Below are 13714 nucleotides of genomic sequence, written 5' to 3'. Positions count from 1 at the left end.
AAATGCCAAAATATTGTCTCACTGCAAGATTCCCGCTGGGGGTCTACCTGGGGCATACCGGCGACGCTAACCGAGACGCATACCCGGATCCGGCTCGGTTGCACGCGGCGCTTATGAATGCGGCAGCTCAAGGTGTTCATGCAGAAGAAGATCCCAACGAACACCAACTCAGGCCCAGCCAACAATCGCTACAAGCACTGCAGTGGTTAGAAGCACATCCCCCCACCGGTTTAGCGATGCCTGAACAGCAATGGCTCTCCCCGGATACATCACGAATGATGTACCGAAACGTAGGCTCAGTGAAGATCGACAAAACCGGCGTAACGCGTGCTACTGAGAATCGTGCTGTCTCCGATGGCGTATCCGTCAATGGAGCTTATGGGTATATCTGGGACGAGATGCCCGTGGATATAGCAGAAGCCATTACCGCATTGCTCCCCGATGTCGCATGCCTAGGAGAAGCTTCTTCTCTCGTAGTACTTGAACAGCAAGAAATCGAAGCCACGCTTACTCTTGATCCTCAAGCGACCGCTTTTTCAACCGAACGCGTACAAGTCCGAATAGCGCTGCCTGGACGCACTCAGCACCTCAGAGAAGTGTTCCATGCGAGGTATGGAAAGAAGCCTCCTTCCAAAAAAGCGGACAAGTTCTTAAAAGATGACCCGATCCATGATCCTCCGATCCCCAAAGATCACTTAGGTACGGCTCGCTATCTACGTGTCAACGCTGCGGATAAGGAATGTGCAACGCCCTGGACAAAAGTCATTTTGTTGGAGGTACACGGTAAACAGCTAGAGGCGAAAGAACAGGTTCGCGCAGCTGTTGCCCTCCATCGAGCGCTTATTGCCAGAATTAGAACGGATGTCTCGCCAGTTATCACTGGGCGTTATGCAGCTGGGGCACAAAGACCAGCAAATAATTTAGCCATCCAATACATACCGCATCGTCACTTAGAAGCGCTTGGATTGAAAACCTCAGCGTTCGCACTTCTTGTTCCACAAGATGCTGATTCCACTGTGTACGAGCAGCTCAACCAAGCACTCACCGGACCTTTTCCACTCAGAAGCGGTGGAAAATTCTTGTGCCAGCTTAAGTACAGCGGTCACGTATTCAGAGGCGATGCATTTTGGCCAGCTCCTCAACCAGGAACCATCCGTATGTGGGAGCCATTAAACGTCTTTATCCCAGAATCGCGACCCCACAATAAGCAACAAGGTGTGCTGTGGCGCCTGGCGGATGCAGGCTTACTCTCAGTGGCCTTCGTCTGGCGCGACAACTTCCCGACCAAGGAAACTGGCCCTGCACGCTATGTCGAACTACGCGACGCGGCCTATAACGCAGACGTACGGATTTTTCATGATCACCCCGTAAGCAGAAATACCCGTAGCTTTGTCCACAGGACCAACAGGAGTTTAACCATCCAACCTTGGCGAGGTCTCGTGCACTTGGGGAGCCTCCAGCAGGATAGAGCGATCATTGCACTGGGGCAATCACGCCATCTGGGCGGAGGTCTGTTAATCCCTGTGGATATTCCCAGAAGTGAATTCGAAACGATGACAAGCGAGATGACTCATGCCTAGCATTACTTTCGATGCATTCTTTGCTGAGCTCAACGACGGCCACCGTCCTTTCGCGTGGCAACAACGTCTAGTCGATGCCGTAATAAAAACAGGCACCTGGCCAGCACAGATCGTAGCTCCCACCGGAACTGGCAAGTCGTCTGTTGTCGATGTACACCTCTATCTCAACGCCTTATATGCCCTGGGAGAATGCCCCCGAGTTCCCAGGCGTCTTAGCGTTGTGGTTAACCGCCGAGCATTAGTAGATAGCCACATTGATCGTGCAGAAACAATCTTGCGCACAATGCAAGAGGCTAAAGCCGGCTCGGTATTGGCAACACTATCTCAAGCACTAACCAGCTTAAGGTCTGATGCACATCAAGACCCGTTTATCGTCAGTCGGTTACGTGGCGCGCTCACAAATAAGACTCTGCCGGTAAATAGCCTTGAAGCTTGCGCCATCATCGCGGCTACACCGGACATGTGGGGATCACGTGCTTTGTTCCGAGGCTATGGTTCCGGAAGGCTAGCCCGTCCTAGAGAAACCGCGCTTTTTACGATGGATGCCGTTGTGCTTCTCGACGAGTCACATTTGAACCGTCAGCTCCTGACGACTGCGCGTCGTATAGCTGCATTGCAGGAGTTGGAAGTAGATCTTCACGTGCCGCGATTGCAAGTTGTCGCTGCAACAGCAACATCCACTGAGACCCTAGGTCTTGCCCAGAGCATCGGTGTATTCGAAGAAGATTGTGAGCGTGATCCAGTCATTGCTCAGCGCATCGATTCGTCCAAGCATCTTTCGCTCTTAAAGCTCAAAAAATGGAATGGACGACCCAAGAACTCTGAGATCATCGCCACCGCAGTTGAAGAGGTCCTCAGATTATGCGCCGATGCAGACAGTACTGTGGGCTGCATCGTAAACCACGTGGAAACGGCCACAAAAATCCACCGGATACTCAAGAAAAAGGGTCTACGCAGCGAAATCTTAGTGGGCAGGATGCGGCCGCATGATGTTGCACAGATGAAGGCTCGGCGACCAGGGCTTTTCACCATTCAAGGCTCTCAAGAAGTAGACGTGCTGGTGGCTACTCAAACCATGGAGGTTGGCGTTGACGTCGATTTTGCTCACCTAGTCACTGAACTCGCACCAGGATCATCTCTGACACAGCGCTTTGGCCGGGTCAATCGACTCGGACACCGCGTAAGGAGCGAGGTTTCTGTACTTGTCCCGTCAACTGCAGACGCGATCAAGACAGATGTACCTCCTTATACCCGCAAGGATCTCCTCAATTCTCTTGCATGGCTAGAGCAATTAGCAGAGGCCGGAACGGTAAACCCGAGAAGATTACTTGAGCTTCCTGCTCCTGAAGAATCACCTGGTCGGGTATTATTGCAGCGCCTGGAATGGGCAGACCTCCACAATTTATGCAGAACAACCGATCCCCTGTTTGCTGAACCAGACCTGGATCTGTGGTTAAGAGACTCGTTGGAAAAAGACCCTGCTCTTGGCGGCGTAGTTGTCCGGTCCCCATTGCCGGAAGATTCCAACGCAGCAGTAGAACTACTCAATGCCACAAAACCCCAGGATTTTGAAACTTTCCCCGCCAACATCGCGGTGTTGAACAGACTCAAAGATGTATTGGCCCCTACTGAAGAATCTTTCAAACAAAAAGCTTCAGCAGTTAGACACCGCGCATTCTTATATCGAGACAGTGAGGTAGTTTTACTCGATCACAACAAACCACTTCGTCCTACCGATATCCTCATTATCGAACCCGGCACGCCTTTTACCACGGAAGGTGTCGCCTCGGCGACGCCCGAAGCCTCCGAGCTCATCGACCCAGCTCCACTTCCTGGAATTGACGTTCATGTATTTGACTCCGCGATGGACAAAACAGAGGCCGAAAGCTTTAAACAGATTGCAGCCGAGCTAAGCGAAGATCCAGAAGAAACTCCTACAGAGAGTCAACGGCCAAAGGGCTTTCAGTGCTCCACAATGGTGCTTGAAACCGATCACCGCCATGGGTTTGATGCAGTAGTGCCGTGGTACATCACTGAAACCGACGATGCTATCCGAGCAGAAGAAGAGGCTCTCCAGGAATGGTCACCAACGTCCAAGACGGTAACACTTCAACAGCATCAAGCTGATGTTGCTGAACAAGCAGACAACCTGTGTACCAGTGTGGGATTACACCATGACTTCCACCAGATCGTCGTCCAAGCAGCAGCGCATCACGATGACGGAAAAATAGAGCCACGATTCCAGACGTGGTTGCGTGGTGGAAAAACATCGGATGATCAGGAACCCTGGGCCAAAAGTGCGCAGAGGAATCGACAAGAGATTCGCCGCGCAAAGAACATCTCTGGTGTGCCACCAAAATGGCGCCATGAGCAGCTTTCCGCCCTCAAAGTTGCAGTTCAGCTCGGGTATGACACTCCAGAAACGGAACTGATCCTGCGGATAGTGGGATGCAGTCACGGCCACGGAAGATCCACTTTCCCGTATTCCTCCTGGGAAATGATTTCCCCGCTCGCCACTGATCAGGAGCAGGCAGCGGCACGTCACCTCTTCTCCGAGGGCGAATGGGACAGCATCATCGAGCGAACAAACAGGACAATCGGCCCTTATGCCATGGCTTACTTAGAGGCTTTGCAGCGGGCAGCTGACGCTCACGTTTCATCGGAAGGAAGGTAGCTCTGTGTTTACGATCAATATCGCAGGCGATGCTTCAAGCGCACTCAGTCACTTCGCTTTGTTGGGCTTAGCAGCTGTGGCAGAAGAGATGGGAGATAATTCTGTTAGGTTGATGTGGTCTTTAGATTCTGAACCCAAGGCTCAATTAAGAAGTATCTACGACCCCCTCCTCATTGCTCAGCGCATCCGGGAATTAGCAACTCGGTGGTCGGAGGATTCTTCTTGGGTCAAGGCTCGAAAAGACTACGCCGGGAAACGATTCGCTCCTTTTTCTCCGCGGATCAAGGCGATTGATGCAGAAAAATCCCCACACGACTGGGAAGAACATCACCACATTCGCACGTCGCACGTCGATCAGCTTCTTGCGGATAAGCGCTGGCTGGATCTCTCTTTCATCTCAGCTTTAGGGGAACCGTCCTATTGGCATAATGAGAAAAAAGCCCCTCGGCCAGATCATGGGGCATCTCGGTGGGAAATGAAAACCCGCAATCGAGGAGAAGAGTTTGTTCAACACAGGCTCAGCTTGATGGTGGACGAACTTTCCTCCTGGACAAACGAGGACATACTTGCGGGAATTCAAGGAAAACAAGTCCATGATCCATTAGGAAAGAATTCTCCCGATTCAAGGACTTCGACAGGATTAACACCACCCGGCCCCACCGACGTAGCCCTTGCATTTGTAGGTCTACTGGGCATTGCATCTTTCCAACTCGCGCCACAAATCAAGGAAAAATCGGTAACACCGGGTGCATTCCCGCCTCAAGCACTCCACCCAGTGCTGATGGTTCTTCCCATGTCTTCCACCCCAATCTCTTTAGGACGAGCACGCTCTGTCCTTAGGTCAGAGGCTATTGCGTGCATTGGAGGAGAGCTTGTCCGGACAGGTGATATCGGCACCACTGCGGTGGTGTCGGCAAGCAAATGGCTGCTAGAACATGGGATTAATGCCGTAGCACTGTTTGACATAAAAAAGGCCGGCAGTTCGAGCGCACCGGAACGGCAAGTCCAACCGGGTTCTGTGCTTCCGTTGGGTTAAGACAATGCAGGCACTCATCGACCCGGTCCCGATCAGCTTGGTTGTGCACACCGAATACTGCGAGCGCAGAACCTGGCTTGAGCTCAACGGTGAGCAGACCGATACGTATCAGATGCAAGCTGGAAAGAGCTCACACGTCCATGTTGATAACCTCAAAACTTCCACGCCCCACCGACAAGTATCTGTAAAAGTCTGGTCAGATGAACTCGGAATCCTAGGCATCTGCGATAGTCTCGAGTCTTTGCCAGACGGAACCATACGAGTAGTCGAATTCAAAGCAACTCCTGTCCGTAAGGCACCAATAGTCACTGATGCCAACAGGCTACAACTGGCTTTGCAAGGGATATGCCTCAGAGAAATGGGGTATAAAAAGCTCGAATATGCTGTGTATTTCACGGATCATCGAAAAACAATCGAAGTGGAGTTGAGTTCTGCCGATTTTGAGCATGCGAAAACTCAAGCACTACGGACTCATGAAATAGCTCAAGCGAGTACTTCTCCTGTCCCGTTGGATGAAGATCCTCAGTGCACGTGGTGCTCCCACTTATCTGTATGTCTTCCCGATGAACTCTTGCAAAGACAACCACAGCGACGTGTCCTGGCTCAAAACCCTGACAGCCAAGTACTGCACCTTACAGAGCAAGGGTCACGTGCTTCAAAGAAAAACGGAAGAATCGAGGTCCACAGAAAATCAGAACTTCTCGGTTCCGTGCCGATTGAGCGCGTTCAGGCAGTAGTGCTCCACGGCAACATTGATCTCTCAAGCGCCCTCATCAGGGAGCTGGCGTGGCAGCATCGGCCAGTGGTGTGGTGCTCAAGTACTGGCCGGCTATATGGCTGGATGCTACCCGGCGATGGGCCAAATGGACTAGCACGTGTCCGGCAACATGTACTGGCTGAAACTGGTTTCATTCCTATTGCCAGTGAGATTATTAGTTCCAAAATCTATAACCAAGCAACGATGCTACGCAGACACGGCTCGGCTAAAGAAGCAGTTGCATCGCTGCGCAGGCTCCAGGAAACTGCACGAACAGTAAACGACATCCCGTCTTTGTTTGGGGTTGAGGGCGAGGCTGCTAGCAAATATTTTGAATCTTTTGGATCAATGCTTAACGACGCCGCTCTTCATAGCCTGGGAGCCCAGTGGCTAGGAAGAAAAGGGCGAGGGGCACAAGATCACATCAATGTACTGCTCAACTACGCGTACGGAATGCTCACTGCGGAATGCGTACGAGCGCTCATTGCTTGTGGGTTAGATCCTCATGCCGGTTTTCTGCACAGTAGTAATCGAAACAAACCAGCAGCTGCTCTCGACCTGATGGAGGAGTTCCGACCAGTGGTAGCTGATTCGGTTGTTCTAACGTTGATCAACCGACGCGAGATTTCTTCCCGAGACTTCTTTATCCGCGACAAAGGGCAAGCGCTCACCACAGACGGAAGAAAGAAAATAGTCAAAGCCTTTGAGCGAAGGATCCAAACCCAGTTCAAACATCCCACATTTGGGTACAGCGTTTCCTGGCGGCGCGCAATTGAAGTTCAAGCCAGGATGATGCTCGGAGTATTAGACGGAACCCAGCTTCGATACAAAGGAGTGAAGATACGATGAGGCGGGATGATGTTCGTCGTACGATTATCGCCTACGATATTGCCCACGATAGACGTCGAAATAAGCTAGCGAAGACCTTGCAAAAATATGGCGACAGGATCCAATACAGCGTTTTTGTTGTCGATTGCAGCCCTGCAAAGCTGCTTCGGCTAAAGGATGAAATAAAACTCATTATTAACGCTGAGGAAGATTCCGTTTTATATTGCGACCTTGGACTGCTGTCGAAGGTAGACACCACGTTTACTTACGAAGGCAGAAAACAAGAGATCACTGACAATGAATTTCTGATTATCTAGCAGCAAGAAACTACCGCGAAGACCCTGCGGACTTTAAAAATCCCGGGAGGTCTTCGCGGTCACGTTTTCCCTTGTCATTATGGTTTTCATAGAGCAACAACAATCACCCCTTTGGAAAATAACTTCATAAAAGTCGAGAACTTCGCCATAAAAGGGCAAATACCGAGGTTAAGTCAGTTAAAATGAGGGGGCTGTCGCTGCGGCTTCGGTCGCAGCCTTTCATTGAGGTTTGCGAGGCGAACATCAATCGCCCGATCCGCGTTGTGTCGCTGCGGCTTCGGTCGCAGCCTTTCATTGAGGTCATGCGAGAACCACATCCTCACCCAGTAGGCGGGGGTGTCGCTGCGGCTTCGGTCGCAGCCTTTCATTGAGGTGGCGACTTCGACCGCAATTTCTTCCGCACCGAGGCAGGTCGCTGCGGCTTCGGTCGCAGCCTTTCATTGAGGTTGCGTCTTTTTGCTCTCGCCACTTTCTTATGGCTTCGTCGCTGCGGCTTCGGTCGCAGCCTTTCATTGAGGTGCATTCGACTTCAACGCCTTCAACCGCGCCATGGGAGTCGCTGCGGCTTCGGTCGCAGCCTTTCATTGAGGTCCACATGCGCGCCTTATCGCCCTTCTTACGGGGCACGTCGCTGCGGCTTCGGTCGCAGCCTTTCATTGAGGTCCGTGACCATGGCCCTACATGGTGGTCAAATCCCCAGTCGCTGCGGCTTCGGTCGCAGCCTTTCATTGAGGTGACGCTGTAGGGCTGCGCGGTCCTCATCGGACGCGCTGGTGCTCGAGATCTGCGCAATGGCACGGGCTCATAGCCGTGCTTTCTCCCCAGCTGGTACTGGGTGATAAGCGAGCGTCAGGTAGTTGGAGCTGCCTGGCGCTCATTCATTTTTCAATGTCACCACACACCCCTACGGGGCATGTACGCACTTCGGATACACGACTCGCATTTGCATTGTTCAACGCCACAGAACGATCTATCCAGTCCATCGCCTAGGGCCAGCAGCTAGTACTGCTTTATTTCCGTAGACTGCCCAATATGAAAGAGAAAAAACTATCGTCCTTAGTATTCGGAAACGTTATCCTTGAATCTCAGATTTTGGGGACAACCATCCGAATATACGCTGATGACATGCGGTCTTATTCTTTTCGACCTAGCCCTTATGCCTCCCTCTCCGTCCCCTTAAACGAGTTAAAAGGGCAGCTTCAGCCTGACCACGCCGAAGCTCTCGCTAAAAAAGTTTTCGATTCTGTAGCTGAAGAGCTAAACAAAAACTACCCAGGTGGTTGTGAGCGCGCAGAAAAAGAACTAAAAGCCTGGCTCATGTGCACTAACTAGTTCACATTGCACGGAAGATGGACTTCTCTAGAGATGCCAAAGCCATGATGCGATCCTGCAAAAATCTCTCCAGAAATTCGGTAATCATGACCGGAAGTAGTTGGCCCACAGATTGCTTCTCCACGGACAAATCCGTAGCCGCCTTCGGTAAGGCTCTTAAAGGTTTCGTCTACAGTCTCATAGAAAAATCCAAAATGTTCTTCTTGGAGTCGGATCTTTGCGCTTAGCGGAAGGAACCCAGTTCCAGCACACACAGGCACTACCGCTTAGCGGAGTAGCAGCCTGCTATTCCACCAAGGTTTCCGCAATTACACGATTCATTGTGAGATTAGACCCCCTCTTATTCTCACAATCACCAGGTCACGCACAACTAACCAATGTTTTTCCATTGCCCCACCCCTCCCCTATATGTTTGAATAACCCTTAAACAATCACCTCAAGCCGTTTGAGGTGTGGAAAAGAGTTATATATGCCTCGATATGAACAACGTTTTTGGCTGCCAGCAGATGGAACTGGTCTGCCACGCCGTGACAAAATCGGTGGCGCCTATGAGGCCTATGTTCCAGATACCCTCTCCACTAAATCCCTGGTGATTGACCCAGAGCTGGCCCAAAAATCTGCGGAGATTGAGCGTTCGATTATTGCGCTGGGAAGCCATAAGGGTTCCGAACATTTAGAGAGTATCGCCCGATTGTTGATGCGATCTGAGGCGATTTCTTCCTCACGCATCGAGGGCATCGCACCCAATGTGGACAAAGTGGTCCTCGCAGAGCTCGCCCAGTCCGAACAAGTACGAGGTTTCAAGGAAAGTGCCGAAGCTGTGGCCCGAAACCTCCAGGTTCTGCGCACTATTGAAGAATCCTTCGCAACAGAACCGGTGATTACACCGGGGTACCTCAGCAGACTCCAGACCGAACTTCTTGGCCCCCGCCCAACAGTTCCGGTCGGGATTCGCACAATACAGAACTGGATCGGCGGATCAGGACGCACACCCATCGGCGCCGAATTCATCCCACCGCCACCCGAAGAGGTGTCTGCTCTTGTCACAGATTTGTGTGAGTATGCCAACGGTGCAGCTCACGGCGCTTTAATCCAGGCTGCCATTCTCCATGCGCAGTTTGAGACGATTCATCCATTCGCAGATGGCAATGGTCGCGTCGGCAGGGCACTCATTCATGGCGTTCTGCTACGTCGCGGACTAACGCGCCAGACCATGCTTCCCATCAGCCTTGTCCTAGGCACATGGTCTGATGCTTATGTCGCTGGACTGACCGCTTATCGACGCGGCGATCTGAACGTTTGGCTGAAAACGTTCCTCGACGCAACGCAGCAAGCTGTCCATCAAGCCGAGCTGATCGCTACCGATCTACAAGCCATTCAAGAGCAATGGCGCAGCATGGTGGATGACTATCGCAAGACTCAAGGTAAAACCCGCGCATTGCGTGAGGACTCCATTGACTTCAAGCTACTTACCGGCTTGGCAGCTCATCCTATAGTTACTGCCAAAACCTTAGAACGCTTGTATGGCGTTACGGCATCCAATGCCCGCCGAGCATTAGAGGACTTAGAGCAAGCGGGAGTCCTACGGGTCAAGGTTATTGGAGTGCGCGGAACCGCCGGCTATTATGCGGACGACATCCTTGAGCTCATTACGCTCGCAGATCGACAGCTCGCTAGCAGTCGCTTTGACACCAGACTCTCCCCACCCCTGGGACGTGGAGTGCCAGAGCTCCCTCAACATTAACTATCTGAACTGGACACAGCGCTCACTTCCCCGCTATTCCACCAAGGTTTCCGCAATTACACGATTCATTGTGAGATTAGAACCCCGCTATTCTCACAATCCCCAGGCCACGTTGACGCGGATGAGATTTGTTTAGTGGTTTTCTATCACCCATCTACCCGTTCAATGTTTGGATAATTGCTAAACAGTCATGTCAAGCACTTTCGGGCACGGAAAGCGATTAAACATGCATTGTCAGTTTCAACGTTAAAGCCAGGAGCGGCCGATGCACACTGCCCAGCCACCCCCAACAAAACTATCCAAACCACAGGTCATTGGACCGCATGGGTCTAGCAGCAACCGCCCCTACCGCTTTGCCAACCGCACGGCAGAAATGAGCCCTAGCAGCAGCACTCCGGCTGATACGTACAGCACCGAAGAGGTGGCGTCGGCAAAGGCTGCGCTGAGAGCACTTCCCACGTCAGGCCCCATCTTTTCTGCCAGAGCAGGGATTGCGGCGCCAGCGGAATCGGCGGTAGCGTGCGCCAACTGCTCAGCCTGTGGCCCCGTCATTCCGAGGTTCGTGAGCCCTTCGACCACCCGGCGCACTACGTCGATTGCTAGGACAGTTCCCGCGATTGCCACACCGAGCACGGAGCCGAGCTGGCGGGAGGTCGACTGCGTGGCCGATCCCATGCCGGAGGATTCGACGGGGACGTCGGCAAGCACAACAGAAGCCAGCTGCGCCGAGGCAAGCCCTACGCCCGCGCCGTAGATCGCCAGGACCAGGGCAATAAGCGGTGCCGACGTCGCCGGCCCGATCAGCAGGCCCGCTCCCGCAATACCGACCACCTCCAGCACGAGTCCAATAATCACAGTGATCGCAGGTCCAAATGTGGCCGCCAGATGGCGAGCAGCCGCACCGGACAGGATCGAGCCAAGCGCCAAAGTAGCAAGCACCCAACCTGCGTGAATAGTGCCTAGGCGCAGTACCGAAATAAGGTACAGCGGCAGAACAAACAATGCGGAGAATTCACCTAGTGCCACGGTCAGCGCGGTGATATTGCCGTTGCTAAAGGATCCGATGCGAAGGAGGCGGACGTCGAGAAGCACCGGCTTGCCGGCCCGCTGGCGCGCGCGTTCCAGGACGATAAAAAGCACGGCAGCGATAAGTCCACAGGCAATCGCGAACGGCACCGGGGAGTTCCACCAGCCTAACGACGTCCCCTCAATGACCCCGAAGACCGTCAACCCGAGAGCCAGGGCAGAAAGCAGGGTGCCGGGGACATCAAAACCAACAATGGCTCCCTTATGGTCCGGCCCGAAGACAAAGTGACCGGCGATGAGCAGCGCAATGACGATAGGAATGTTGATCAAAAAGATCCAGTGCCACGAAAACGACTGCGTGAGCCAACCACCGAGCAACGGGCCAATGGCCGCCATCGATGCCATTGTGGCGCCCCAAATTCCAAACGCCCGTGCTCGTTCCTGGTCACGGAAAACAGTATTGATAGTGGCCAATGTGGATGGCAGGATCATCGCACCACCAACACCTTGCAACCCCTCGGCCAGGATCAAAAGAGCCGCAGAGCCGGCTACCGCTGCTAGCAGTGAGGCAAGCGCAAAGACGATAAGGCCGATACGGAAGATGAGGACGCGACCGAATTTATCCCCCAGCGTTCCCGTGAACAGCAGCAATGCGGCAAAGACCACGGAATACAGAGAAGAGACCCATTGCGCATCAGTGAGGCTCAAATCGAGCGACGTGATGATCACGGGAAGTGAAACAGAAACGATTGTTGAGTCGAGAACAATGAGCGATACGCCGATCATCAGGATCGTCAGCACTGCCCAGCGGTTGGATGCCTTGGTCATGGTGGAACCTCTCTCAAACCACTTTCAAAACTGCGACAGGGTGTCGCACTATGGGTCCATTAAAGCACATTCGGAGACGCTTCACGCAAGTGCTTTAATGGAAAACATGGGTAGCCGGGAAGAAAATCGGGAAAAAACGCAGGCAGCGATACTCGACGCAGCCGAGGCTCTGCTCCGCGAAGGCGGAGTAGAAGCTCTTACGGCGGGCGCCGTCGCACAGCGCGTTGGACTAGCCCGTAACTCGCTCTATCGCTACGTAGAATCCATGGATGAACTGCGCGGACGCGTCATCCTGCGCCACTTTCCCGACTACGTGGATGCCATCAACCAAGCTATCCGCGAGGCGACCACCCCCACGGAAGCCCTGTGTGCCTATATCACAACAAACGTGCAGATCGTGGCGGTGGAAAACCACGGCTGGCTCATGGAGTTGGCGCAAGGTGTCGGCGGAGAGGCTGAAGCGAACATCGCTCATGGCCACCGCCAGCTCATCGAACCCCTAGGCAACCTACTTGCGCCGTTTAATCTGAACAATCCGGCACTCGCAGCCGCACTCATTCAGGGACTGCTCAGCACAGGTTTCAGCGCACTGGAACGCGGGCATGACGTGCAGGAAGTGACCGCACTATGCGTGCAAGGCGCGCTGGGGATCGTCGGCAAGCCACAAGAAGCACGCATTCAACCGCGGAATCCACGCGACCATTCATAAGGGTAGGTTTTCCCTGCTAAGGGTAGGTTTCTAATCCTTGCCATCCACCACTTCATAGGTCACAATCGGCAGAACACTCACTTATTGAGTAGCGCCGCTTTCTACCCTAGGCAGGATAATCATGACGTTCCCCGACTCCACCGCCGCACAGCCGGATGGCCAAGCACAGCCGGAGACTCACAAAGAATCGTCGAATCGACTGAACTCCCGCCTCAACTGGCTGAGGGCTGGCGTGCTCGGAGCCAACGACGGAATCGTTTCCGTATCCGCCCTCATCCTCGGCGTGATAGCCACTGGCGTGGGCCACGGCGCCATCTTGGCCTCCGGTATTGCAGCTACGGTGGCTGGCGCTATCTCCATGGCGCTGGGTGAGTTTGTCTCGGTCTCCGCGCAACGCGACTCGGAGCGGATGGTCATGGAGCGCGAGCGCCTTGAGCTGCTTCATACCCCCGAAGAGGAACGACACGAGATCGCAAAGATCCTCTCGGACTATGGAATGTCAGAGGAAACCGCTTTGCGCGCCGCCACCGAAATTGGGCACAACGACCCGTTCCCTGCACACTTGCGCATCGAATATGGCATCGACGCCCAAGACCTGACCAGCCCCTGGCACGCTGCTTTTTCCTCCGCAGCCGCCTTCACCCTGGGAGCTATCCTTCCCCTGCTCATGGTGGTCATCGCACCTCAGGGCAACAGCACGGTAGGAGTCATCGCGGTCAGCTCAATCACCATCATCGCGCTCGCGGTTACCGGCTATCTCTCTGCAGCTATCGCCGGCACATCGCGGATGCGTTCCGTTCTACGCCTGGTGCTTGGCGGCACCCTCGGATTGGCGCTCACTTATGTGGCCGGCGCACTTTTCGGCGGAGTCGTCTAATCCCCC

11 protein-coding genes and 1 CRISPR repeat array are annotated in these 13714 nt (G+C 53.5%); of the genes, 9 read left to right on the top strand and 2 right to left on the bottom strand.

What is annotated here, in order from left to right:
• Nucleotides 1-2: 2 nt before the first annotated feature.
• The 6 genes from csb2 to CULFRC11_RS00485 all read left to right on the top strand — a co-directional run bounded on the left by csb2 (nt 3) and on the right by CULFRC11_RS00485 (nt 8524).
• Nucleotides 3-1580: a type I-G CRISPR-associated protein Csb2 gene (csb2, locus tag CULFRC11_RS00510; protein ID WP_023634859.1), complete on the top strand. Its 1578-nt coding sequence runs from the start codon at nt 3-5 to the stop codon at nt 1578-1580.
• Entirely contained in the window at nt 1573-4254 is a 2682-nt protein-coding gene (cas3g, locus tag CULFRC11_RS00505; protein WP_023634858.1) for a type I-G CRISPR-associated helicase/endonuclease Cas3g, read from the top strand. The genes csb2 and cas3g overlap by 8 nt, the downstream gene beginning before the upstream one ends.
• Nucleotides 4255-4258: 4 nt before the next feature.
• Nucleotides 4259-5290, top strand: coding sequence for a CRISPR-associated protein (locus CULFRC11_RS00500; RefSeq protein WP_023634857.1), 1032 nt, complete (start codon nt 4259-4261; stop codon nt 5288-5290).
• A 4-nt stretch (nt 5291-5294) separates the two neighbouring features.
• A complete protein-coding gene (locus CULFRC11_RS00495) occupies nt 5295-6896 on the top strand; it encodes a CRISPR-associated endonuclease Cas4/Cas1 (protein WP_023634856.1) in 1602 nt (533 codons plus the stop codon).
• Complete coding sequence (gene cas2 / locus CULFRC11_RS00490) at nt 6893-7192, top strand: CRISPR-associated endonuclease Cas2 (protein WP_023634855.1); 300 nt, start codon at nt 6893-6895, stop codon at nt 7190-7192. The genes CULFRC11_RS00495 and cas2 overlap by 4 nt, the downstream gene beginning before the upstream one ends.
• Nucleotides 7193-7385: 193 nt before the next feature.
• Nucleotides 7386-7927: direct repeats of the CRISPR family, unit length 36 nt; unit sequence GTCGCTGCGGCTTCGGTCGCAGCCTTTCATTGAGGT.
• Nucleotides 7928-8224: 297 nt separating this feature from the next.
• Complete coding sequence (locus CULFRC11_RS00485) at nt 8225-8524, top strand: hypothetical protein (RefSeq protein WP_023634853.1); 300 nt, start codon at nt 8225-8227, stop codon at nt 8522-8524.
• Here CULFRC11_RS00485 and CULFRC11_RS00480 read toward each other — a convergent pair.
• The gene (locus tag CULFRC11_RS00480) at nt 8521-8778 is read right to left on the bottom strand and encodes a hypothetical protein (RefSeq protein WP_031269835.1); all 258 of its coding nucleotides are present in this window, start codon (nt 8776-8778) and stop codon (nt 8521-8523) included. The genes CULFRC11_RS00485 and CULFRC11_RS00480 overlap by 4 nt on opposite strands.
• A gap of 215 nt (nt 8779-8993) precedes the next feature.
• Here CULFRC11_RS00480 and CULFRC11_RS00475 point away from each other — a divergent pair, with 215 nt between their 5' ends.
• Nucleotides 8994-10268, top strand: a complete 1275-nt coding sequence (locus CULFRC11_RS00475) for a Fic family protein (protein ID WP_023634851.1) — start codon at nt 8994-8996, stop codon at nt 10266-10268.
• A gap of 345 nt (nt 10269-10613) precedes the next feature.
• Here the strand turns inward: CULFRC11_RS00475 and CULFRC11_RS00470 are convergent, their stop codons facing one another.
• Nucleotides 10614-12122 (bottom strand): MFS transporter, encoded by a 1509-nt coding sequence (locus tag CULFRC11_RS00470; protein WP_038620261.1) that lies wholly within the window; start codon nt 12120-12122, stop codon nt 10614-10616.
• Nucleotides 12123-12228: 106 nt separating this feature from the next.
• On the opposite strand from CULFRC11_RS00470, the gene CULFRC11_RS00465 reads away from it, so the two are divergent.
• Both CULFRC11_RS00465 and CULFRC11_RS00460 read left to right on the top strand, forming a co-directional pair.
• Nucleotides 12229-12831: a TetR/AcrR family transcriptional regulator gene (locus tag CULFRC11_RS00465; RefSeq protein WP_023634849.1), complete on the top strand. Its 603-nt coding sequence runs from the start codon at nt 12229-12231 to the stop codon at nt 12829-12831.
• Between the two features lie 121 nt (nt 12832-12952).
• Nucleotides 12953-13708, top strand: coding sequence for a VIT1/CCC1 transporter family protein (locus CULFRC11_RS00460; RefSeq protein WP_023634848.1), 756 nt, complete (start codon nt 12953-12955; stop codon nt 13706-13708).
• Nucleotides 13709-13714: the final 6 nt, after the last annotated feature.

This window comes from Corynebacterium ulcerans (genome assembly GCF_000767685.1).
In the GTDB taxonomy this organism is placed as follows: domain Bacteria; phylum Actinomycetota; class Actinomycetes; order Mycobacteriales; family Mycobacteriaceae; genus Corynebacterium; species Corynebacterium ulcerans.
The sequence above is the reverse complement of the archived record's forward strand: the minus strand, read 5'-3'. Positions and strand labels throughout refer to the sequence as shown.

What these genes read in the sequence shown, in the direction of transcription:
- csb2 (WP_023634859.1), top strand. Translation starts at nt 3, where the DNA reads ATGCCAAAATATTGTCTCACTGCAAGATTCCCGCTGGGGGTCTACCTG.
- cas3g (WP_023634858.1), top strand. Translation starts at nt 1,573, where the DNA reads ATGCCTAGCATTACTTTCGATGCATTCTTTGCTGAGCTCAACGACGGC.
- CULFRC11_RS00495 (WP_023634856.1), top strand. Translation starts at nt 5,295, where the DNA reads ATGCAGGCACTCATCGACCCGGTCCCGATCAGCTTGGTTGTGCACACC.
- cas2 (WP_023634855.1), top strand. Translation starts at nt 6,893, where the DNA reads ATGAGGCGGGATGATGTTCGTCGTACGATTATCGCCTACGATATTGCC.
- CULFRC11_RS00485 (WP_023634853.1), top strand. Translation starts at nt 8,225, where the DNA reads ATGAAAGAGAAAAAACTATCGTCCTTAGTATTCGGAAACGTTATCCTT.
- CULFRC11_RS00475 (WP_023634851.1), top strand. Translation starts at nt 8,994, where the DNA reads ATGCCTCGATATGAACAACGTTTTTGGCTGCCAGCAGATGGAACTGGT.
- CULFRC11_RS00470 (WP_038620261.1), bottom strand. Translation starts at nt 12,122, where the DNA reads ATGACCAAGGCATCCAACCGCTGGGCAGTGCTGACGATCCTGATGATC.
- CULFRC11_RS00465 (WP_023634849.1), top strand. Translation starts at nt 12,229, where the DNA reads ATGGGTAGCCGGGAAGAAAATCGGGAAAAAACGCAGGCAGCGATACTC.
- CULFRC11_RS00460 (WP_023634848.1), top strand. Translation starts at nt 12,953, where the DNA reads ATGACGTTCCCCGACTCCACCGCCGCACAGCCGGATGGCCAAGCACAG.